21 protein-coding genes and 1 pseudogene are annotated in these 22,251 nt (G+C 39.6%); all 22 read right to left on the reverse strand.

Annotated elements, in window-relative coordinates:
- Positions 1 to 241 (reverse strand): annotated as a pseudogene (locus tag BMZ99_RS26710) (hypothetical protein); the annotation flags it as partial.
- A 115-nt stretch (positions 242 to 356) separates the two neighbouring features.
- Positions 357 to 1,589, reverse strand: coding sequence for a UFO1_4202 family uranium-binding S-layer protein (locus BMZ99_RS07275; protein ID WP_090934625.1), 1,233 nt, complete (start codon positions 1,587 to 1,589; stop codon positions 357 to 359).
- Between the two features lie 218 nt (positions 1,590 to 1,807).
- A complete protein-coding gene (locus BMZ99_RS07280; RefSeq protein ID WP_090934628.1) occupies positions 1,808 to 2,230 on the reverse strand; it encodes a RuvC family protein in 423 nt (140 codons plus the stop codon).
- Between the two features lie 267 nt (positions 2,231 to 2,497).
- On the reverse strand, positions 2,498 to 2,794 hold the full coding sequence (locus tag BMZ99_RS07285) for a hypothetical protein (RefSeq protein ID WP_090934631.1): 297 nt from the start codon (positions 2,792 to 2,794) through the stop codon (positions 2,498 to 2,500).
- A 206-nt stretch (positions 2,795 to 3,000) separates the two neighbouring features.
- Positions 3,001 to 4,242, reverse strand: coding sequence for a UFO1_4202 family uranium-binding S-layer protein (locus BMZ99_RS07290; RefSeq protein WP_090934634.1), 1,242 nt, complete (start codon positions 4,240 to 4,242; stop codon positions 3,001 to 3,003).
- Positions 4,243 to 4,581: 339 nt separating this feature from the next.
- The gene (locus BMZ99_RS07295; protein WP_090934637.1) at positions 4,582 to 5,700 is read right to left on the reverse strand and encodes an S-layer homology domain-containing protein; all 1,119 of its coding nucleotides are present in this window, start codon (positions 5,698 to 5,700) and stop codon (positions 4,582 to 4,584) included.
- A gap of 389 nt (positions 5,701 to 6,089) precedes the next feature.
- Positions 6,090 to 7,322, reverse strand: coding sequence for a DUF3084 domain-containing protein (locus BMZ99_RS07300; RefSeq protein ID WP_090934640.1), 1,233 nt, complete (start codon positions 7,320 to 7,322; stop codon positions 6,090 to 6,092).
- 147 nt (positions 7,323 to 7,469) lie between these two features.
- A complete protein-coding gene (locus BMZ99_RS07305) occupies positions 7,470 to 8,558 on the reverse strand; it encodes an LptF/LptG family permease (RefSeq protein ID WP_090934644.1) in 1,089 nt (362 codons plus the stop codon).
- 13 nt (positions 8,559 to 8,571) lie between these two features.
- Positions 8,572 to 9,294, reverse strand: coding sequence for an LPS export ABC transporter ATP-binding protein (gene lptB / locus BMZ99_RS07310; protein ID WP_090934647.1), 723 nt, complete (start codon positions 9,292 to 9,294; stop codon positions 8,572 to 8,574).
- Between the two features lie 190 nt (positions 9,295 to 9,484).
- Complete coding sequence (locus BMZ99_RS07315) at positions 9,485 to 10,198, reverse strand: LptA/OstA family protein (protein ID WP_090934651.1); 714 nt, start codon at positions 10,196 to 10,198, stop codon at positions 9,485 to 9,487.
- A complete protein-coding gene (gene lptC, locus BMZ99_RS07320) occupies positions 10,195 to 10,746 on the reverse strand; it encodes an LPS export ABC transporter periplasmic protein LptC (RefSeq protein ID WP_090934654.1) in 552 nt (183 codons plus the stop codon). The genes BMZ99_RS07315 and lptC overlap by 4 nt, the downstream gene beginning before the upstream one ends.
- Positions 10,743 to 11,675 (reverse strand): lysophospholipid acyltransferase family protein, encoded by a 933-nt coding sequence (locus BMZ99_RS07325; protein WP_090934657.1) that lies wholly within the window; start codon positions 11,673 to 11,675, stop codon positions 10,743 to 10,745. Before BMZ99_RS07325 ends, lptC begins: the two co-directional genes overlap by 4 nt.
- Positions 11,676 to 11,740: 65 nt before the next feature.
- Positions 11,741 to 12,286 carry a KdsC family phosphatase gene (locus tag BMZ99_RS07330; protein WP_090934659.1) on the reverse strand — a complete coding sequence of 182 codons (546 nt, stop codon included), beginning with the start codon at positions 12,284 to 12,286 and terminating at the stop codon, positions 11,741 to 11,743.
- On the reverse strand, positions 12,286 to 13,254 hold the full coding sequence (locus BMZ99_RS07335) for a KpsF/GutQ family sugar-phosphate isomerase (protein WP_090934662.1): 969 nt from the start codon (positions 13,252 to 13,254) through the stop codon (positions 12,286 to 12,288). Before BMZ99_RS07335 ends, BMZ99_RS07330 begins: the two co-directional genes overlap by 1 nt.
- A gap of 132 nt (positions 13,255 to 13,386) precedes the next feature.
- Positions 13,387 to 14,211: a 3-deoxy-8-phosphooctulonate synthase gene (kdsA, locus tag BMZ99_RS07340; protein WP_090934665.1), complete on the reverse strand. Its 825-nt coding sequence runs from the start codon at positions 14,209 to 14,211 to the stop codon at positions 13,387 to 13,389.
- 142 nt (positions 14,212 to 14,353) lie between these two features.
- A complete protein-coding gene (gene kdsB, locus BMZ99_RS07345; protein WP_090934668.1) occupies positions 14,354 to 15,076 on the reverse strand; it encodes a 3-deoxy-manno-octulosonate cytidylyltransferase in 723 nt (240 codons plus the stop codon).
- 14 nt (positions 15,077 to 15,090) lie between these two features.
- Entirely contained in the window at positions 15,091 to 16,254 is a 1,164-nt protein-coding gene (gene lpxK, locus BMZ99_RS07350) for a tetraacyldisaccharide 4'-kinase (RefSeq protein ID WP_090934670.1), read from the reverse strand.
- A gap of 17 nt (positions 16,255 to 16,271) precedes the next feature.
- On the reverse strand, positions 16,272 to 17,567 hold the full coding sequence (locus BMZ99_RS07355; RefSeq protein ID WP_090934673.1) for a 3-deoxy-D-manno-octulosonic acid transferase: 1,296 nt from the start codon (positions 17,565 to 17,567) through the stop codon (positions 16,272 to 16,274).
- Between the two features lie 28 nt (positions 17,568 to 17,595).
- The gene (gene msbA / locus BMZ99_RS07360; protein ID WP_090934676.1) at positions 17,596 to 19,320 is read right to left on the reverse strand and encodes a lipid A export permease/ATP-binding protein MsbA; all 1,725 of its coding nucleotides are present in this window, start codon (positions 19,318 to 19,320) and stop codon (positions 17,596 to 17,598) included.
- Entirely contained in the window at positions 19,317 to 20,474 is a 1,158-nt protein-coding gene (gene lpxB, locus BMZ99_RS07365; protein WP_090934679.1) for a lipid-A-disaccharide synthase, read from the reverse strand. The genes msbA and lpxB overlap by 4 nt, the downstream gene beginning before the upstream one ends.
- Positions 20,475 to 20,617: 143 nt before the next feature.
- Positions 20,618 to 21,421, reverse strand: a complete 804-nt coding sequence (locus BMZ99_RS07370; RefSeq protein WP_090934682.1) for an LpxI family protein — start codon at positions 21,419 to 21,421, stop codon at positions 20,618 to 20,620.
- An 11-nt stretch (positions 21,422 to 21,432) separates the two neighbouring features.
- Positions 21,433 to 22,251, reverse strand: coding sequence for an acyl-ACP--UDP-N-acetylglucosamine O-acyltransferase (lpxA, locus tag BMZ99_RS07375; RefSeq protein ID WP_090934685.1), 819 nt, complete (start codon positions 22,249 to 22,251; stop codon positions 21,433 to 21,435).

Raw genomic sequence — 22,251 nt, forward strand, 5'->3', positions numbered from 1 at the left:
TGTAGAGATTATTCATATAACCATAAACGATAATTTTGAAAAGCATTTTAGGTGAGACTACTGATTTTCTGCCTTTACGAGAATACGCTTTGTATAACAGCGAATAATCAAGTTGATCCATTATCTTACTTAACAGCCTGACCGAATCGTTTTCTGGTATGAGGATTTCGATAGGAAGCGGTAAAACTAGTTGATATGAATTTGTTTTTGTTGTAGGATTTATATGTGTAAAGTTTTTCATAGCAGTTTAATTCTACACCAAGAGGCAGGTTCTTCGGAACCTGCCTCTTGTATTTTTAATACATATAAGGGACTATCTCAATTTCTTATTGAGACAGCCCCTTTTTTATCTTTTTTTAGAAGAAGAATTCAGCTTGTGCTTGATAGAAATTAACTTTATCGGAGGATACAGTGTCAACTGTTGGTTGAATTTTAGCATACTTTACACGAAGTACAGTATTTAGTACTGGAGTATAGTTGAAACCTACTTCATAACCTTTACCACCATTTTTCTTTCCTAATGCAGTGTATACACCATTAAATGTAGTAGCAGGTGCTACAGCACCTTCGATGTTACGGTATTGAACCCATGCGCCATAAGATCCAACTTTACTTTTGTTAGCACCTTTGTAGCCAATTTGAGCAAAGTATGCTGTATCTTCATCACTAGCATCGGAATCTCCATAAGAACCTGATAAATTGAAATTAGTTGCAAATTGAGTTTTGAAGCCTGCTTCCCAAATTTTACGAGTGTCCTCACCAACAGCAAAAGAATTAGCATTATCTTTATCTTCATATTGATAATAACCACCATTAAGAGTAGTAGCTTTTGACGCTGAATAGTTTAGACCTAGACCAGTTACGGTCAAATAATTAGAGGCACCCAAGACTTTGTTATTTTCTTTGCCATAAAATACATTTGCTTTTAGCACATTACCTACTGCAACATTTACACCATTTAACGTGCTATCAATCAGCATACCATTACCTAAAAAATAATCAAAACGACCGGCGGTAACAGTAGTGCCTGCGATTTGTCCTTTTACATAGGCATTATCCATAGTTACCTCAGTATCGCCTTCGCCCTTTAAATTATTAACGGATTGCAAACGACCATAGTACTGCCATTGATCATTGATATTACCATTCAGATGTATCCGAGTACGTAATTTATAGCTTGCAATACTATCACTATAATCTTCATATCTCAAACGAGCTTCACCAGTTACTCTGATAGTGGAAGAATTTTTTTCTAATTTTGTTACACGAACATTTAAGCCTTCTAATTCTTCAGCAAATTCTACGGACAATTTGTCGATAGAAGCTTTTTGTTCAGCAGTTGCTTTGTCGGATTTTGCCATTGCTTTTGCAACGATTTGTGCCATTTCATAACGGCTGATGGTTTTGTCGCCTTTGAAAGTTCCATCGCCATAACCGTCAACGATACCAGCGCTAGCTAGCTTTGTTACCGCGTCATAGGACCAATGTTTTGCAGGAACGTCTACGAAAGGATTGGATGCAGCGAATGATGTACCAGCTACGCCAAGTACCATTGCAGCTGCCAGGGAAGCTACTAATTTCTTTTTCATGTTTGAATCTCTCCTTAGGTTTTTTTATTTTTGTTCGGTGATCTTACATGATAAGCCTAAGAAGGGTTCCTAATTGAGTGTCCATGTTTCCTCAATCTCTCCTACTTAGTACTATTTTATGTAAGATCTTACCTTACTTTCTAGTATATTCTCCATAATATATTATTTTCCTTCTTACTATTATGTATTTTTTTAAAAAAATGTTAACTTTTCGCTAATTATTTGTTAACAATTTCCAGATAGCGTTCTGCCAGTATTACAGCAACATAGTCATCAACAGGCTGAGGCGGTGTTTGCATGGTCACAGGTATCAGGCGCCAAAAGCCCTGAGGGGGATTTTCCTGCCAGTAGCGGCGGCGGCCATCGTCGGTCGTTCGGTATTCATCTACTAAAGTCACTTCAAGGGACTGTCCATTTATCAGGATTTTTTCTAACAGATTTTTGGCATCTTTGCTTGAAGTGCCATTTCCCATAATCACGGTTTTCGTATGGTACGTGTTAAGCCACTCTTGAATAATGAAAGGTAAGTCCTGGGTTGATATGATATTCTTTTGTAAAACCCCTTTCTCTTGATGGACTGCAGCAATGCCACATTTTTCTCGTCCTGGGTCGATGCTGATAATGGTTTGGTTAGTGGTCACGACACACCCCGCCTTTCAGGCACCCCTCTCTAGAGGGGAATCTATTATGAGAGAGCCCTCCTCTAGAAGGAATTTTCTATAATAAGATTACTGTTCTATTTCTTTTGTTAGATTCCTTTGAAGCCTTTCGTATTTTTTGATTTGATGCCATAGTTATATAACTATAGTGATTACAAGCTTCTACTTTATATACCCGCACCTGTACAAAAAAGTCATCCACCTAATTAAAAGGTGGATGACTGCGAAAATTGAATTGATTTATGCAAATTAGAATTTAGCTTCATAAACTAGGCCACCTGCCATAGTAGCGATCATGTCGTTTCGGTCAAATTTTGAATCTGCCCATTTTTCTTTTGCGTATGCTACTGTCCACACTGTTAAAAATCGCTCAACAGCTGTTAATTTCGTTTGCTTCTTTAACTGATCATTCATGATGTACCCCAAACCTAAATGAGCCCATTTATCCATCGCCATAGAGTCTTCAATTTCATGCACAGTATTTTCTGCACTACAAACCGGTATCATCAAAGTAACTATCAAAATGCATAGTATAACAATTCGCATAAAGAATTCTCCCTTTTCTACTTTAACTTATAAAGTTCATTATTTAATTCATCTCTTACCATCTATACTAATTGCAGCATCTATAAAAACTTAAAAGTTACTTTTATATCTTAATAGAACACAATTTGAATTGCATTTGTATTTCCTCTATTGCGATCAAAACGTAAAGAACCGCTGGCATAAAGCCAGCGGTATAAGATATTTTTTTAGAAGAAGAATTCAGCTTGTGCTAGATAATACTTTGTCTTATCAGAAGAACTCCCATCAGTTGTTGCTTTCAAATCAGCATATTTGACGGTAAGAACAGTGTTCAAAACGGGAGTATAACTTAAACCAATCTCATACCCTTTGCCTCCGTCAGCTTGAGAATCAAATGCATATGGACCATCAAAGGTAGTTTTAGGAGCTGCATTTGCTTCTAAATGGCGATAGTTCACCCACGCACCATAGGAGCCAACTGCAGATTGTTCTGCACCTTTATAGGCAATTTCGCCATAGTAAGCAGTATCATCTGTACTAGCATCAGACTTACCATAAGAGCCAGTTAATGAGAAATTAGATGATAGTTGTGTTTTAAATCCAGCTTCCCAAATTTTTCGTTTATCTCCATCACTACCAAAATAACTAGCATCATCTTTATTTTCGAATTGATAATAACCACCATTTACACTAGTCGCTTTAGAAGCTGCATAATCTAAGCCTATACCAGCCACAGTCAAATGCGGACCATCACTAGCGCCAAACACATCATCATTATTATCTTTGCCATAGAAGAGATTACCTTTTACTACATTACCAACTTCAACGTTAATACCATTTAGTGTACTATCAATCATTAATCCGTTATTCAAGAAGTAATCAAATCGTCCTATTGTAGCGGTAGTGCCTAAGATTGGCCCTTTAACGAAAGCATTATCCATGGTTACTTGTGTATCGCCTTCACCTTTTAAGTTATTCTCAGCTTGCAGGCGACCATAGTATGACCATTCATCATTAATTGCACCATCAAGATTGATACGTGACCGCAAGTTAAACCCACTATCTGTTTTATCCGTATCTTCATATTTTAAACGAGCCTCTCCGCTCACTTTAATAGTCGAAGAATTTTTTTCTAATTTCGTTACGCGAACATTAAGTCCTTCTAATTCTTCAGCAAATTCTACAGATAATTTGTCGATAGAAGCCTTTTGCTCAGCCGTTGCTTTGTCAGAATGAGCCAGTGCCTTAGCAACGATTTGAGCCATTTCATAACGGCTGATGGTTTTATCGCCTCGGAAAGTACCATCGCCATAACCATCTACGATACCAGCATTAGCTAATTTAGTTACCGCATCATAAGACCAATGTTTTGCAGGGACGTCTACGAAGGGATTGGATGCTGCAAATGATGTACCAGCTACTCCAAGTACCATTGCAGCTGCGAGGGAAGCTACCATTTTTTTGTTCATATTCGATTTCTCCTTAGGTTTATTTTTTGTTTTACCTTGAGTGAAATCTAAAAGGCTGATTTTGAGTTTCCAAGTTTCCTCAACTCCACACATTTTAGAAAGATCATCACTCTCGTCTATTTACTACGATCTAAAAGATATAGCAAATAGATTGTTATCAAATACATTTTAATTATTTGATATTGATTATCATTCTATATATTTTAAAAATATCCTGCTGCTGCTACTTATTTATTTCATTTTTCTTGAGATATTGACGAAACGTAAGAAATGAAGAATACAATGGCCTAGGAACAGGATAAAAAAAGCACCCCGAAGGGTGCTTTTGTAAAGAGTATCTTAGAATTTTACGTTAACAGCTGCAGAAGTACGTGCATTCATGTTATCGAAATCTTGATATTTTACTTTTAAATCAGCGTTCTTAGTAAGAGATTTGTCAAATTGATATTCCATACCTTTAATTGCTTGATCGGTAGGAAGAGCAATTACATCTGCGCTAGAGTAAGCGTTGTAAACACCTGCATCCGCATCTCTGTGAAGTACTGTTAATCCAAGTTTATTAAGCTTCACACCAAAAGCAGTAGCATCAGCATCATTGGAATCGTTTTTAACATAGTCAGCAAGAGCAGTTACACCACTAGTGATAGGAGCTGAACCATTGATTCCGTATGCTTTGTTATCACCATTTTTCAGGTAATCAGCAGTGATTTTAGCACCAAAAATATTAGCGCCGTATTCAGCAGCATACATGCGTTCTGAATCTGCATCACTAGTACCAGTGTTATTACCAGCATACAATTTCAAGCCACCAGCTTGTAATCCAAGACCAGTCATTTTGTCGTCAAACATAATACCTGAACCTAGAAGAACATCTTGACGACCCACTGTAGCATCAGCACCAAGAGCATTGAAAGATACGTTAGCAGTATCTAATTTAATTCCAACGTTTTGGTTGTTTTCATTAGGTTGGAAAGTTCCGCTTAAGCGAGCATTATACTTAACGTCATCATTGATGTTACCATCAAAGGAAACACGAGTACGAAGATCAGTTTTGTCGTTTTCATCTTCTACATTTGTATAACGTACGCGAGCATCACCAGAGATTTTTACCATTTTGTCAATTTGATCTTGCATACCTTCTACTTTTACGCCCAACGTGTTTAATTCAGTAGCAAATTCTTTGGATAATTGATCTACAGTTGCTTTTTGGTCTGCATTCAAAGATTTAGTCATAGCATTTGCTACGATTTGAGCCATTTCATAACGAGTAACGGTTTTGTCTCCTCTGAAAGTACCATCGCCGTAACCTTCAACTACACCAGCTTGAGCCAATTTGTTTACTGCATCGTAAGACCAGTGTTTTGCAGGTACATCGGAAAATGGGTTTGCGAATGCTGGTACTGCCATGCTAGCAGCTAGTGCAGTAGTCACTGCTACTTTTAAAAGTTTCTTGTTCATTTGGAAAGATCCCCCTTAAAATGTTGTTTTTTTCGCGGGTGCTACCACCAACATGATAAGAGCTATTGAATTAAGGAGTGTTTCATGAGTTTCCACGTTTCCTCATAATAACAGTCATCCTTCATCATCTATCCCTTTCATGTCCCTGTCGCTTTTTACAGGTTCTAGTTTACATAATTCTATATATCTTTTTTTATTCCTGCTTAACATCTATGTGTAAATATTGGTAATTTCCTTTATTTACAATGCATGACTATTTAGTCATCAAATATTAAAAAATATATATTGTTTACATAAACTTTATAACTATCTATTTCGCCAAAAGAAAAAAGAATCCTGCTTTAAAAGCAGAATTCTCCTCTGGTACTTTCTGTAAAATGGCTCTAGCCTTATTTAGGAACTTCTTGAATGTGCAATTCAATCTTTAAAGGACCAGCTGTGTATATATCATTTTTGGCCGTTGCTGTAATCGTTACTTTACCGCTATACCGTTTTACTTTATTGACCGCATCATAAAAATCTGCCCCATTGATAGCGCCCACTGTCCCCTGAATAGGATCTGGCAATATCCCTTTTTCTACTGCTGAAGCATTCACTTTCTGTAAAAAAGCCATGACACTTTCCTCTGGGTGCGCTGCTTTAGAACCGCCTTCGATAGTAGCCATGTAAATGGTCTCCTCCTGGGCATAAATCAAACGATTGGGGAATATCCCAATTTGACCAACAACAGGCTCTCCATATACCGTGTTGCCTCCTGCAGAGATTCGGACAATCACGTCTTCTGGATGATTCACTAAGGCAGCAACAATTTTATCAAAATCTTCCTGGGCAATCCATAAGATTCCCAGATTTTTATTTTCAATACCTAATTTGTTAATAATCCCTTGATTTGTTGTATAAATAGCTTCCCTTAATGCTCGTTCTGTATCCGCTTTACTTTCACCACCGGGAAGGGTAAAGGTAGATAGAATTTCACCTGCGCGATAGATAATAGAACCTTCCCGAACAACCTGGATGCCTTCTCCTAGCTTGGTTGTTAATTGATTTAAGCGATCCACATCCTGTTCTAAGGTGAATTTAGATTGATTTAGTGATTGGACACGCAGATCCAGCTGATTTTTGGTCTCCTGCAAGGTCGTTAAAGCTTGCTTGGAAGTTTCTAAATCTCCTTTTGCTTGCTCTAATTCTAAGGCAGTGCGGTCACGCTGGGAAATTACCTCTGTTAGTTCACTGCTAATGGCTCGCAAACGCTCTGCTGTATCTTTTACTTTCAGCGACAAAGCAGCATATTCCGCATTCTTAGATTCAAGAGCAATACGGCTAGTATCCAATTCGACATTTTTACTGGCTACCTCCTGGGATAACGTAGACAGTTTTTGTGCTAAGGCTTCCATGCCAAAAAGAGCGGTACGCACATCCTTAGATACTAATGATAATACACCAATGGTAGACCCAGTAATCAGAATGCCAGTAATAATTGTAACAACAATAGAGGTGTGCTTGGGGCGCAGACCAAAAATACTCAATTTCTTCTTTCCAACTTTTGTACCCAATTTGTCACCAATATAGGCAATCGCTCCGCCTGTAATGGCTAAAACGGCAATGAGTGTAAAACCATACATGATGTGTGTACCTCCTTTCTGAGAAAAACGATTTTAAAGCACGAAGGAATTTTTAAACCGCAGAGGCGCAGAGGGCGCTGAGGAGATTATAAATATACCTCACATCTTTTCTCAGTGATCTCTGTGCCTCTGCGGTTCGTTACATCCTCACCGTGAGGCTTTGCGCACTAGAAGCGCACCTGCAATGATACCAATGATGTTTGGTACCCAAGCAGCAAGAACCACAGGAAGGGCACCGCCTTGTCCCAATGCCGTGAAAACAGTCATAATTGCATAATATACAAAAATGATAATAATGCTAATTCCAAGACCGATGGAGGAACTAGAGCGATTAGGCTGCAGCCCTAATGGTGTGCCAATCAATGCAAAAACAAAGCTGGCTACGGGAATCGCTAATCGCTGCTGTAATTCCATCTCATATTTTTTGGCATTAACATATTCCCTTTGTAATATTTTTATATGCTGTTTTAATTCTTTAATGGTCATTTCATCTGGTTTTTTCTGTTCCCTAGAAATAGCACTTGGTGCTTTTGCCATTGGCATGATCTGCTGTTCAAAGTGCATCGTACGCTCAAGATTTCCTTCAGCCGTCAAATCATGAATAATCCCATTGATCATAGTCCAATGATTATCCTGCCATACAGCTTTTTCTGCATTTTCTACCCGCACTAAGGTGCCATTCTCAAATTCTTGCATGGCTACCGCATACATCGTATTCGTCTCTTCTTCAAATTTACGAGCGTAGGTTAATCGTTCTAGCATGTCGCCTTTGACATCTTTAATGATGATATGTTCCTGAGATTTAGGAGCTGTATTTCTTTGGATTTCATAACGGACTACATAATTATAAGCTGAATTGGACTGAGGAACTACCATTTCAGAGAAAAAGACAGCAAAGATGCTAACAAAAAAGGCAATTACGAACACAGGGGCAGATAACCGATAGAAGCTAATCCCCCCAGAACGCATCGCAGTAATTTCACTAGAACCAGATAATCGGCCAAAAGCTAACAATGCTGCAAGCAGCATCGACATAGGAAAAGTTAAAACGACAATTGGCGGCAAGCTATAAATGAATAACTTGACTACAGAACTTAAAGAAGCACCATATTGAGTTACATATTGGGCAATTTTCATTAAAGTACTTGTACCAATAAAAACACTTGAAAAAGAAGCAATACCAAATATAAACGGACCTAGTAGTTCTTTGACTATATATTTATCAAGTATACGCATACAATTCTCCCTACTATTTTAAGCTGAAATTCTCTCCAAGGTAGAATTTCTTAGCGATTTCACTATTTGCTATGGTTATAGCATCACCATGAATCAAAATCTGCCCCTCGTTCAAAATATATGCACGATCTACAATGCTTAATGTCTCCCGCACATTGTGATCTGTAATAAGCACACCAATTCCTCGTTGTTTTAGGTAGCTAATAATCTGCTGAATATCAGCTACAGCAATAGGATCAACTCCAGCAAAAGGTTCATCCAGCAAGATGAAGGCCGGATCCGTAGTTAAGCAGCGAGCAATCTCCACGCGGCGACGCTCTCCTCCAGAGAGCTGGGAACCTTTTCGTTTTGCAACATGATTGATATTAAATTCATCTAGTAGACTTTCTGCCTTTTCCTTACGCTGAGAAGCATTCAGTCTAGTAGTTTCTAGAATTGCCATAATATTATCTTCTACTGTAAGTTTGCGAAATACAGATGCCTCTTGAGGAAGATATCCGACTCCAAAGCTGGAACGTCGGTACATGGGCATATCAGTTACATCTTGGTCATTAATGACAATCATACCATCATTAGGGCGTTCTAGACCAACAATCATATAAAATGTAGTGGTTTTACCGGCACCATTTGGTCCCAATAAACCAACAACCTCGCCCTGATTGACTCTAAGACTAACACCATCTACTACGTTGCGATCTTTATAGGTTTTTACTAAGTTAAATGTTTCAATATACATATGAAAACTCCTTGCTATAAGGATTAAATACTATTTGGGAACCGCAGAGGCGCAGAGTACACAGAAAAAAAGATAAATTAATCACTTTGAACCACAAAGACGCAAAGGAGAGTATTTATACTCTTCTGATCTACCCTCTGTGTTTTTTGCGGATCTCTGCGTCCTCTGCGTTACATTCTCCTACTACTTTCTACTGCGGAGTTATGACTAATTTGCTACGGCCTTGGACATCTATGACTTTATTGTCCAGATATAGGGTCAAGGTGTTTCCAGTTAGTACATTACCATCTTGAACTGCTCTGGCATTACCAGTTAAAACGGTTTTGCCCTGTTGCTCTTTACTGCCATAATATACAGCCTGATCTGCTACTGCATCTAGTTTGCGAGTGTCACTAACAATGTGTACATCACCCTGGGCGACGGCACGATCTTCACTAAAGAAAGATTCAATTTGATTGGCTGTCAAGATCGTATCTTCTGTTTTCAAACGTGCCCAACCCGTCACAATAGCATACTGCTTGTCAGCATAATAATCAATTTTAGGACCATCCAATCGACTGCTCCCTTTGGTCAATATGGGGTTACCAATGGCAACGATGTGATTATTATCATAGGAATTCACTTCTTCTGCCAACAAGGTGGCATCTTCTTGCACAACCTGGACACCACCGTATATATGAGCTTCTTTTGTTTTGCTGTTATATTCTGCATTCGTACCCGTCATTACAGCATTTTCCTGTACCATGCGAACATTTCCCTGGGCTACCATAACGCCTTTTACGGAATCATATTCGATCGTATCTGCCGCCAGTTCTACTGGTTTATTGGAAGCCGCATATCCGTATGAAATTACGCTAAGGGAGAGTATAAACCCGAGAGTTATATGCACTATTTTAGACTTCATCTAGCCACTCCTCCTTTTACTACCTTAGCATTGCCAAATACTTTTATTTTCTCCATATTGGAATCACTTTCTATTTTATCCCCAGTAAGCACTGCATCATCTTTTGTAAGAACAACATTGCCAGAACCATATATTTTTTGTTCTGAACTCGACCAACGAGCTTCAGTAGCTGTAAAAGTTGTGCCGTCACTTGCTGTCGCCTGGACTTTCACAGACATGATGATCTCTTTTGTCTGGCTATTCATAAACGCCTCTGGTGCTGTGATCTCGATTTTACCACCTTTTTCCTGATAAAAGGTTCCTACCAGATTTTTTAATTGCACATTTTTTGTATCCACATCAATTTCAATAAACTCAGCCTTTAATTCCCATAAAGGTTTTCCATCCTTTTGTTCCATGATGGAATTTCCCACATAGGCCAACTTTGAGGTTTGTTGATCCTTTGGTTGCACTGGAGGAGTTTGAGCAAGCGGTTCATCTTTTAAAAAGTAATATAAGCCACTTACTATTATTATACAGGCAAGAATTATTCCTGCTTTCTTTTTCATGCCTGCTTACCTATCCTTTCGGAAGACATATTTTGTTTATACTCCACATCTGTCTCAGAATATGCTGTATTCCAGCGTCTTTGAAACCATAGCCATTCATCAGGATATTCTCGAATGGTATTTTCAATAATGTTCGTCATCTTGACTGTAATTTTATAGTTATCTTCTTCTTCATTACCTGTATCTTCATAATAAAATGGTTTATGAATGATAATTCGATGTCCGCCTTCGGGTTTACGAACCATAAAAACCGGTACAACGGGAGCCTTAAATTTTTTGGCAAATACTGTTGGTCCGGTTGGAGTAGAAGACATTTTACCTAGAAATTCAATGAATAAACCTGTAGTGCCTGCATCCTGGTCCGCTAAAAACCCAAGAATCTTACCTTTTTTTAATGCTCTTGCCGCACTGACTAATTCTGTAGTACCTCGGGCAAAAATTTCAATCCCTGCCATTTCACGGTATTCATTTAAAATCCTGGTATGCTGATCATTGGGCTGACGCTTAATCACAGCAGCCAGTGGAAATCCATCCATTGCCAAAGAGGCTCCCAGCCATTCCCAATTCCCTACATGAGCGGTAAGCAGCACCACACCTCGCCCTTGCTCAACTGCTTCAGTAAGAAAATGACGATTTTCTATCGTAATATATTGATGCAACCTTTCTAACGTGAGAGCAGGCATATACAGCATCTCTACAAAAGTTTGTCCCAATTTCATAAACAAACTGTCAATATGCTTTTCTGCCGTTTCTAACGAAATTCCCAGCGACTCTTGTATCTGCAGTAAGGCTCGTCGCCTCTGTCGTGCAGCAATACGATAATATAGTTTCCCCAGAATCTTCCCTAGCCATAAAACACCTTTATACGGTAATAAACAGATAAAAGAACTTAATATCTTTAGTAAATAGTACTGCCAAGCATTAGACATTGGCGACCTCCTTTCTGTAGGGGATGAACACACCCCGCCTACGCCCCTTCAAAAGAAGGGAATTATTATTGTCTGCTTTCGATGTTGCCGCCTTGTAGGTAGGAATTGATGATATCGTTCCATTTCCCTTGGGTTTTTAGAATAAACTCAACCACTTCTCGCACGGCCCCTTGACCGCCCTGTTTAGTGGTTATGAAGTGGGCATGCTGCTTCACTTCCGGTACAGCATTGGCTACCGCGCAGGCCAATCCAACTTGACTCATAATTGACAAATCCAGCAAATCATCTCCCACATAAGCCACTTCATCCGAACACAAGCTGTATTTGTTTAGCAGAACAGAAAGCGTTTCTAACTTATCTCTAGCCCCCTGATGTACATCCATAATCTTTAGTTCAATGCTGCGTAAATGAACAATTTGGCTTTCGCGTCCCGTGATGATAGCCGTTTTCATGCCTGCTTGATGTGCAAGTGCAATGCCCAATCCATCATGAGAGTGAAAATTCTTCAGCAATTCTCCGGTAGTGCCAAAAATAATATGACCATCTGTCAATACGCCATCTACATCTAATACCAGAAGCTTAATATTTTTAACACAAGCTTCTATACCCATTATACCACTCCTTGACGTAATAAGTCAGTAAGGTGAATAATACCAATCGTTTTATTATTCACATCCACCACCGGGAGTACCGTAATGGGACGCGGATGATTCTTTTCCATGACGGAAAGAGCTTGAGCTGCTAACTTATTAGCAGTAATGGTGCGAGGATTTTTAGTCATGATACTATCTACCTTCTTATCTAAGAATTCATGACCATGCTCCAATCCTCTGCGTATATCGCCATCGGTAATAATACCCACTAAATGACCGTCTTGATCTACAACATTTGTCGCACCAAGCCCTTTACCAGTAATAACAAATAATGCTTCTTTCACAGTATTATCCAACGTAACCACCGGATTTTCTTCTCCTGCATGCATTACATTTTCCACTGTTAAGAGTAATTTACGGCCTAATGATCCCCCTGGATGAAATACTGCAAAGTCTTCTGGAGTAAATTTACGTTCCGATAATAAAGCGATGGCTAAGGCATCCCCCATAGCCAATGTTGCAATCGCACTAGCTGTTGGTGCCAGCCCTAGAGGGCATGCTTCTTTTTCTACAGCGGTATCTAAGAATATATCTGCATTTTTCCCCATTGTAGATTCTTCGCAGCCGCACATAGCAATGATTCTGGCACCGATTCGCTTAATGGCAGGAAAGATGCTGACGACTTCTGCGGTTTCACCACTATTGGACAACGCTAGTACGATATCATTAGCTGTGACCATCCCTAAATCTCCATGGATGCCTTCTGCAGGATGAAGAAAATAAGCAGGAGTCCCAGTACTGGCAAATGTTGCAGCAATCTTTCTACCAATATGACCTGATTTCCCCATCCCAGTAATAATCACTCTTCCCGAGCATTCTAAAATCATTGTCACCGCTGCCGTAAATTGACCATTAATTCGAGGAATTAAGCTCTCAATGGCTGCAGCTTCAATTGCCAATACTTCTTTTGCCTGTTCAATAATCATAGTAATTACCTCCTTGAAATTTTAAAAATTGAAACACAAAGAGCACAAAGTTAGCCATCCTCTTGTGCTATCTTGCACTGCGACAGCGTCTTAGTGTCCTTTGTGTTTCTAGATTCTTTGTTGTTTTTTCTATTATTTGTGCTTCCTAACTACATGATCAAGAGCTTGGACATCTTTCAATAATTCTTCTAATTGCTCAATATATAACATGTTAGGCCCATCAGACAGAGCTTCAGCAGGATTATCATGAACTTCCATGAATAAGGCATCAACTCCTACTGCTACAGCTGCTCGAGTCAAATAAGGCACAAATTCTCGCTGTCCACTGGAAGTCGTTCCTGCTCCTCCCGGCAATTGTACACTATGAGTCGCATCAAAAACAATCGGATAGCCAAAAGATCTCATAATGGGTAAGGAACGCATATCGGCAACTAGATTATTGTAGCCGAAACTTGCACCTCGCTCTGTAAGAAGAATATTTTCATTGCCTGCCTCACGAATTTTGGCAACAACATTTTTCATATCATTTGGTGCTAAGAATTGTCCTTTTTTCACATTAATGACTTTGCCAGTCTTTGCTGCATCGTTTAGTAAATCGGTCTGACGGCATAAAAAAGCCGGAATTTGTAAGATATCTAATACTTCGGCTGCCGGACTTACTTGCTCACTGGAATGAATATCACTTACGACAGGAACATCTAACTCTTTTTTAATGTGGCTAAGCATAGCTAAACCTTCTGTAAGGCCTGGCCCTCGAAAAGAGGAATAAGAGGAACGGTTGGCTTTATCAAAGGATGCTTTAAAGATATATGGTATTCCCAGTCTAGTGGTAATTTCTTTGATTGCCTTACCAATTTTTAACGTACGGTCCAATCCTTCAATCACACAAGGACCAGCAATCAAAACAATAGGATTTTTTGCTCCTACTGTTATAGAACCAATATTAACTGTATTCATAGAAAAACCTCCTGCTTAATGTTAGTTAGCATATTTCAAATATATAAACCAGAAAAAGATTGACGATGCTTCAAATAAAATATTAAACCATACCTTCACAGCCCAGCACTTTTTCTCCTAAGTTAGATTTTCCCCTATGATCCTAATTCTTCAGCATCAAATTTACTTTTTCTAGATCTTCTATGGTATCTACGCCAATGGACTTGAAATTGGTTTCAATTACTTTTATGCGATAGCCATGCTCTAAGGCGCGTAATTGTTCTAATGATTCCGTCTTTTCCAAAGGAGTAGGAGCCAACTTGGCATATTTCAGCAAGAAATCTCGCCGATATGCATAAATTCCAATATGCTTAAAAACTGGCAAGCCAATCTCCACACGAGGATAAGGGATCAGTGAACGAGAGAAATATAGGGCATAACCTTGTAAATCCGTTATTACTTTTACGGCGCTGGGAACCTGGTACTCACTTTTATCCATTTTCGTCATTAACGTAGCCATGTTTAGATCCGGCTGATTATCAAAAGCACTAGCCAATTGATCAATCACCTCTGGCTCGATCATAGGCTCGTCCCCTTGGACATTTATAATTAAATCCACATCGGGGCATTGCTCTGCCACCTCCGCCAGCCGATCAGTACCTGTAGGATGATCGGCAGATGTTAATAGAACTTCACCGCCAAATGCTTTAACCGCTTCCAATACTAGAGGATGATCCGTTGCCACAATTACACGCTGGGGCGTTTTGGCCAAGGAAGCCCTTTCATACACATGTTGGATCATTGGCTTGCCAGCTATATCAGCTAAAGGCTTACCCGGAAGCCGAGTAGACGAATATCGTGCTGGAATGACACATACTACATTCATATAGAAAACCTCCTTTATTCTACACCATCCTGCTTTTTTTCAACTTTCTTAATTAAACTCATAAGTTCCTCATAGCCTTCTGTAAAGAATACAGCAATACTTAGGACATATAAAGGCAATGGTCGATCAGAGTGAATAAATTCTGCTGGAATCTTTACCGCATCTTTTTCGGTAGTAACCAAGGCATATACCCCTTCATCTACAGCTTTTTGCATAATATACTGCATTTCTGCCATAGTATAGTCATGATGATCAGCATATCTAACACCGCATACGTCTGATACGCCAAGATCTAAAATGGTCTGCTCAAAAGAAGACGGATTGCCGATAGCTGAAAAAGCTAATACTTTATGATCGCGGACACTTTCCAATGGCACGTTCTTGCGCCCAAGTGTTCCTTTATACCACTCTTCAATTTCCACGAAACAACGAGGTTTATGAATACTTTCCACAACTAATGCCTTTTTGTTGTATTGATTCAAAGTATTATAAATCATTTCCCTTGCCTCAAGGCTTGACTGATCAATTTTTGTCAATAAAAAGATTTGCGCTCGAGATAAATTAGATAAAGGTTCTCGCAGCGTCCCCCTTGGCAGCATAAACTGATTGCCAAACATGTTTAGAGAATCAATGAGTACAAAATCTAAATCGCGTGCCAATTTCCAATGCTGAAATCCATCATCTAAGATTATGACATCTGCTTTTAGCTCATTCACAGCATATTCTCCTGTAACAATACGATTGCTCCCAATAACCACTGAAACCTTGGGCAAACTTTTCGCTAATAAATAAGCTTCATCGCCAGCTTCTGCTGCAGACATATAAATTTTTTCTCCATCTGAAACCAGACCAATTTGTCCTCTCCATCCTGCCCGATAGCCACGATTTAAAATGACGACTCGATATCCCATATCTCGAATAATCGTAGCCAATCGCTGAGCAGTAGGAGTCTTACCAGTTCCGCCCACTGTAATATTTCCTAGACTAATCACATGGCAATTCAGCTTGTGCTGCGTTAAAATTCCATACTTATATAAGGCTAGCTTACAAAGCACAGCCCAGCCATAAATAATAGAGAAAATGTGTAGTACACCTAACAGGAAATCAGTAAGAATGCCTGGTTCTTCACCATGTACTAATCGATATAAATAAAGTTGTATTTCTTCACGTTGGCGCATACTTGTTCCGCCTTTGTTCAATTTATTCGTCCCAATAACTCTTTAAGATACATCACGCTTTTACGTGAAGCTCCACGATTTTCTTCAATAATCGTAAATGTTTCTTGAGACATCGTTAACCGTAATTCTTCATTATTTAAAAGCTCTAAAAACGTTGTACCTAACGTTTCAGCATCATATACCGTCACGCATGCCTGCCTACCAGAAAACAATGCATAGGTCTCCTTGAAATTAAACATATGTGGACCAACCAGAATCGGTTTACCATGCGCTGCTGGTTCTAAAATATTGTGACCACCTTTTGGCACAAGACTGCCCCCTACGTAAATGGCAGCGCCAATACTGTATACCTTCCCTAATTCTCCAATGGTGTCCAGCACAATAATGTCATGCTGTGCACAAAGTTGCTGAGAAAATTTAGTTCTAAGTATTCCTGTAAAGCCATAGGTTGCGGCCAAGTTAACAATTTCTTCGCTGCGTATAATATCTCGCGGTGCGATCAGCAGCTTGGCACTTGGGTAAGATTCTCGTATCTTTTGAAAGGCAACAAGCAATATTTCTTCTTCTCCAGGATGAGTACTGCCGGCTACTATAACCGGAACAGAATCTTCAATTCCCATTCCTTGACGCAAGGCTTGCTGTTCCTCATGAGTAACATTCGTATAGGTTTGATCAAATTTAGTGTTACCCGTAACAACAACTCGTTGTACATCTGCTCCCAGACGAATGATGTACTGTGCATCAATAGTGGATTGCATGCAAAATTTCTCCACAGTATTTAACATACTCTTTAGTATGCTGCGCATATAATGATATCGTTCTACACTCTTATCACTGATTCTGCCATTCACCATCATAACGGGGATCGAAAAGTTCCTTGCAGCCTTTAAAAAGTTAGGCCACAATTCAGTTTCCACCAACAAAAATACACTGGGTCGAACCCTTTTTACCACACTATGACTAAGGTACGGCAAATCTAGAGGAAAAAAGATAATACTATCTGCATCTTTTATAATTCTTTTGGCCATATCATACCCGCTAGACGTCACTACAGATATTAGTATGGGCTTATCAGGAAGTTCATGACTGATTTCTTTTATAATAGGGCTTGCTGCAACAATCTCACCTACCGATGCGGCATGCAGCCAAATACAATCTTTTTGCAGCACCGGTGCTAACTCTTCTTCTGGTATAAAACCAAAGCTTTGTCGTAAGCGCCGGCCAAATCCTTCTTCCCGAATAAAGCGGAAGATGAACACCGGAGTTGCCAACACAACAAGCAATGTAACTAATAAATTGTAAAGAAAATGCATGTTAATACCTCTTTTTCATCGTTCCTCTTTACCGCTTTTCAAACTGAACTTGATATAACTTACTATATAAGCCATTTGCTGCCAAAAGTTCTGCATGCGTCCCCTGTTCTGCAATTCGTCCTTTTTCCATGACTACAATTAAATCGGCACGCTGTACAGTAGACAAACGATGAGCAATTACAAAAGATGTCCGCGCTATCATTAATTTATCGATTGCTGCTTGTACTAACTTCTCACTTTCTGTATCTAATGCTGATGTAGCTTCATCCAAAATCAGTACGCGAGGATTCTTTAAAATTGCTCTAGCAATGGAAATACGCTGTCTTTGACCACCCGATAATTTCGAGCCCCGCTCACCAATTTGCGTATCATAACCGTCAGGCATGTTCATAATAAAGTTATGTGCGTTAGCCGCTTTGGCAGCATTCATAACCTCGTCATAATCAGCGTCTAACTTCCCGTATAAAATATTATCGTATACACTGCCATTAAACAAAATCGTCTCTTGGGGAACAATGCCAATTTGCTCTCGCAAGGATTGTAAGGTAACTGTCTTTATATCAATACCATCAATGGTAATATTGCCATTTGTCGTATCATAAAACCGTGGTATCAGATTTGCAATGGTAGTTTTGCCTGCACCGCTTGGTCCTACAATTGCCACTACCTGGCCAGGATTGATTTTGAGGTTCACCTGCTGCAAGGCAGGCTCACCTTTTTTATATTCAAAAGTCACATTATTTAATGCCACATATCCTTCTATGGTTGGCAATGCAATGGCACCTGGCATATCTTCGATTTCTGGCTTGGTATCAAGGACTTCAAATACTCGATCCGCGGCAGATAAGGCCTTTTGAATATTGCCGTACACACGACTTAAACGTTTAATAGGATTGGATAAATTAACTGCATATATTAAAAAGGCAATCAGCGAACCAGCCGTCAAGTTATTATCAATAACTTCTTTTCCTCCATACCAGATAATCATGGTAACACCAATAGCAGCCAAAAATTCAATGACAGGAGTTAAAGTAGCCATAATTTGAGAATTTTTCATCTGTGCTCTAAAATTTTGGTTATTTTCCTTTTGGAAACGCTCTATTTCATACTCTTCCCTGGCAAAGGATTTTATAACTCGCACAGAAGAGATACTTTCCTGCAGAACAGAGGTAATATCAGCCGTTCGTTCCTGAACTGCCATACTGGATATTCGTAATTTTTTACCAAAGATTTTAATTGCCTGCGCTACTAAAGGCAATGTTACCAGCGTTAATAATGATAACTTCCAATGAAGATAGAACATAGCTCCCAGTGAACCGATTAAGGTCATTCCTTCGGTGACCAGTTCAATCATACTGTCCACCAAAGCACCTTGTACTGCAGCTACATCATTGGTAATATAACTCATAATTTTACCTGTCTGGCGTTTTTCAAAATACGATAACGATAAACGCTGCATATGCCTGTATATTTCCTCACGAATGTCTATAATGACCTTCTGTCCAATATAAGACATGAGATAGGTTTGCCCAAAGAAAAAGATACCTCGCAGAAAATATACAATCACAATACCAATCGCAATCGTATTCAGCATTGTCATATTTTTTGTTGTTAACACCTCATCAATCACTTCTCGCAATATCCAAGGCACATACAGAGTGGCACTTGCCGCTAGGATGATACAAAAAACGGCTACGACCATTCGGAGTAAGTAAGGTCTTATATATTGTAACAAACGTGTATAGGTTTTCATTTTTGTCCTCCAAGTAAGCCTTGGCCTTTCCCTACAGCTAAGATTTCTCTTGCTACACGCTCAACAGCACCCACTTCACCTAGTTTATTTTTTACCTCTGCTAAGTCGTGCAGCATCGTTTTGTACAAGTGAGGATCCAATAAAATCGCAGTAGTTTCATTAGCAATATTATCAGCTGTTACTGCATGTTGTAATAATTCAGGCACTACCTTACGCCCCGCAATAATGTTAGGCAGGCTAATATACGGAATTTTTACTAACAGTCTGCCTAAAAGGTAGGTAAAGGTTGCTAATTTGTATATAATTACAGTTGGCAGATTCAATAAGGATGCCTCTAGAGTAACTGTACCGGAAGCCGCAATTGCTACATTTCCAATATTCATCAAATCATACGTATTCTTTTCGGTTAAAACAACATTTATCTTATATTGTTTGATCATACTATGTAGCATTTCCCAGGAAATTGTCGATGCTACTGGTAAAAAAAATTGACATTCTGGTACTTTTTCGGCTATTTTCTCCCCTGCCGCAAGCATGACAGGTAACAAACTGGTAATTTCCTGCTGGCGGCTGCCTGGCAATAACAGTACAATGGGTTTCTCTGAATCCGCTTCAAAATATTGATACGCCTCGTGTTTTGGCATGGTTGGTTTGACAATATCAAGCAAGGGATGCCCCACAAAAGCAACGTTCGCTCCAGCTTCTTTATAAGCCTCCGCTTCAAAAGGAAAAATAGCCGCCACTTTTTCTACAATTTTGGCGACTTCTTTTGCTCTGCCTTTTCTCCATGCCCAGACGGAAGGACTAATATAAGATATTACAGGAATACCTTTTTGTTTTGCAATTTTAGCTAGGCGCATATTAAAGTCAGGGTAGTCAATAACGACTAAAGCATCAGGTTTCTCACGCTCCATGAGTTCGGCTAGGTCATCGCGCAATTTAAATAATCTCGGCAGGTTTTTTATGACTTCTACAAAGCCAATAACACCTAGATCAGCAATGTCATATACAATTTCCACACCAGCCTCTGCCATGGCCTTGCCGCCCATGCCAAACAATTTGATGCTTGGTTGTATGGTTTTTAAAGCACGAGCAACACTAGCTCCATGCAAATCACCCGATGCTTCTCCTACTGAAATCATGATTTTACACATACAAAGCCTCCAACAAATAGTAAATCAAAAGTTCTTTGAACCACAAAGACACAACAACGCTAACGCATTACCCAAAGAAAACATCCCCTAAATAATCCCCTTTGTATCTTTGTGGTTCAAAAACCTAGGTATCTCTTATTTTATCACATTACCAGAATTGTTATGCCATGATTGTTGGCTATTTTTAAAACAGCTTGCCGATCTACCAGCAGCGTTTTACCAGCTTCTATAGCGAGAGCTGTCGCTCCTGCTGCAACCATGGCTTCTATGGTATTCGGTCCCACAGTTGGCACATCAAAACGCATGTCCTGATTCGGCTTAGCGACTTTTACGACTCGCACGCCACCTCGTCCTAATTCACCCCCGCGGCGAATACATACATCTGTACCCTCAATGGCTTCTACAGCCATAACAGCACAATTCTTTACTACTACTGTCTGACCAATGTCCAATCTGCCTATTTCTTTGGCCATTGTAAAGCCAAAATCTAGATCTGCTTGCTCTTCTTTTGTCGGTTCCCGTTCCGTCAGTACACCAGCTCCAGGCATCAATGAACGAATCAAAGCCGTTTGATCCAAGATGCCCAACCCTTCCATTGCCAATTCACGAACAAAAGCTAACATAATGGTATCATCATTATTATCAGTAAGACTTGCCAGCAGCTTCTGTATCCGACTATCAAGAGAAACTGCACCTGCAAACATTAATTCTTTAGTGACTTTGCCGATCATAGTAACTTCCGTAACGCCTTCTTCTTTAAGGGTAGTAATAATTGCTTCTAATTGACCAACGCTAATATGATGGGTTTTATTTGCCACCCTACCTAACTCTTCATCCGTATTAGGCACCACAGTGATAGCAATCACGGTAAAGCCCATGCCGCGAGCGGCACGGGCAAATTCTACTGGCAATCGTCCGACACCAGCTAATAAACCTATTATTTTCATTTGTTAAACTCCTATTCTCCGTCCCGACGACCGCGACAGACCCCCCGCTCTACATTACGCAGAAAACGCAGGAAGTGCTCTACTTCAGGATAGGATTCTAATTCTTGTTCCATAACTTCAATCGCCTGTGCCAAAGGCAGACCGGAACGATATAATGTTTTATATGCTTTCTTGATATTGTTGCGAGCTTCGCGGCTTATACCAGAACGAGCCATCCCAACATTATTAAGCCCTGATACTCTGGCTGGATGTCCATCTGCAATCACAAAAGGAGGAATATCCTGTACCACTTTAGACGCGCCACCAACCATTGCATTCATACCAATCTTTACAAATTGATGAACTCCGGTTAAACCACCAATAACAGCGCGGTCTTCTACTACTACATGACCAGCTAACGTCGCTGCATTAGACATAATCACATGATTGCCTACAATACAGTTATGAGCTACATGAGTATAAGCCATTAGTAAACAATCATGACCAATTCGGGTTTCTTCACCTTCACCAGTCGCACGATTTACCGTAGCAAATTCTCTGATTTTGGTATTATCACCAATAAAAACATAGCTTTTCTCACCAGCAAATTTTAAATCTTGGGGATCTGAACCAATAGATGCGCTTGGGAATATTACACAATTCTTTCCAATACTGGTCCAGCCATCTATAATAGCATGGGCGCTAATTTTAGTCCCATCACCAATTACCACATTCTCACCAATCACTGCATATGGGCCAATTTCAACATCTTTGCCGATACGAGCATTGGGATGGACGACTGCTGTCTCATGTATTTTACGCAGAGGTACGACAACCTTTTCTGGCTTCAT

Origin of the sequence: Pelosinus propionicus DSM 13327 (genome assembly GCF_900114615.1) — a bacterium.
In the GTDB taxonomy this organism is placed as follows: Bacteria; Bacillota; Negativicutes; order DSM-13327; family DSM-13327; genus Pelosinus; species Pelosinus propionicus.

Bases quoted from the DNA above. Each gene is read 5' to 3' on its own strand.
- BMZ99_RS07275 (WP_090934625.1), bottom strand. From the start codon at position 1,589: ATGAAAAAGAAATTAGTAGCTTCCCTGGCAGCTGCAATGGTACTTGGC.
- BMZ99_RS07285 (WP_090934631.1), bottom strand. From the start codon at position 2,794: ATGCGAATTGTTATACTATGCATTTTGATAGTTACTTTGATGATACCG.
- BMZ99_RS07290 (WP_090934634.1), bottom strand. From the start codon at position 4,242: ATGAACAAAAAAATGGTAGCTTCCCTCGCAGCTGCAATGGTACTTGGA.
- BMZ99_RS07295 (WP_090934637.1), bottom strand. From the start codon at position 5,700: ATGAACAAGAAACTTTTAAAAGTAGCAGTGACTACTGCACTAGCTGCT.
- BMZ99_RS07300 (WP_090934640.1), bottom strand. From the start codon at position 7,322: ATGTATGGTTTTACACTCATTGCCGTTTTAGCCATTACAGGCGGAGCG.
- BMZ99_RS07305 (WP_090934644.1), bottom strand. From the start codon at position 8,558: ATGCGTATACTTGATAAATATATAGTCAAAGAACTACTAGGTCCGTTT.
- lptB (WP_090934647.1), bottom strand. From the start codon at position 9,294: ATGTATATTGAAACATTTAACTTAGTAAAAACCTATAAAGATCGCAAC.
- BMZ99_RS07315 (WP_090934651.1), bottom strand. From the start codon at position 10,198: ATGAAGTCTAAAATAGTGCATATAACTCTCGGGTTTATACTCTCCCTT.
- lptC (WP_090934654.1), bottom strand. From the start codon at position 10,746: ATGAAAAAGAAAGCAGGAATAATTCTTGCCTGTATAATAATAGTAAGT.
- BMZ99_RS07325 (WP_090934657.1), bottom strand. From the start codon at position 11,675: ATGTCTAATGCTTGGCAGTACTATTTACTAAAGATATTAAGTTCTTTT.
- BMZ99_RS07330 (WP_090934659.1), bottom strand. From the start codon at position 12,286: ATGGGTATAGAAGCTTGTGTTAAAAATATTAAGCTTCTGGTATTAGAT.
- BMZ99_RS07335 (WP_090934662.1), bottom strand. From the start codon at position 13,254: ATGATTATTGAACAGGCAAAAGAAGTATTGGCAATTGAAGCTGCAGCC.
- kdsA (WP_090934665.1), bottom strand. From the start codon at position 14,211: ATGAATACAGTTAATATTGGTTCTATAACAGTAGGAGCAAAAAATCCT.
- kdsB (WP_090934668.1), bottom strand. From the start codon at position 15,076: ATGAATGTAGTATGTGTCATTCCAGCACGATATTCGTCTACTCGGCTT.
- lpxK (WP_090934670.1), bottom strand. From the start codon at position 16,254: ATGCGCCAACGTGAAGAAATACAACTTTATTTATATCGATTAGTACAT.
- BMZ99_RS07355 (WP_090934673.1), bottom strand. From the start codon at position 17,567: ATGCATTTTCTTTACAATTTATTAGTTACATTGCTTGTTGTGTTGGCA.
- msbA (WP_090934676.1), bottom strand. From the start codon at position 19,320: ATGAAAACCTATACACGTTTGTTACAATATATAAGACCTTACTTACTC.
- lpxB (WP_090934679.1), bottom strand. From the start codon at position 20,474: ATGTGTAAAATCATGATTTCAGTAGGAGAAGCATCGGGTGATTTGCAT.
- BMZ99_RS07370 (WP_090934682.1), bottom strand. From the start codon at position 21,421: ATGAAAATAATAGGTTTATTAGCTGGTGTCGGACGATTGCCAGTAGAA.
- lpxA (WP_090934685.1), bottom strand. From the start codon at position 22,251: ATGAAGCCAGAAAAGGTTGTCGTACCTCTGCGTAAAATACATGAGACA.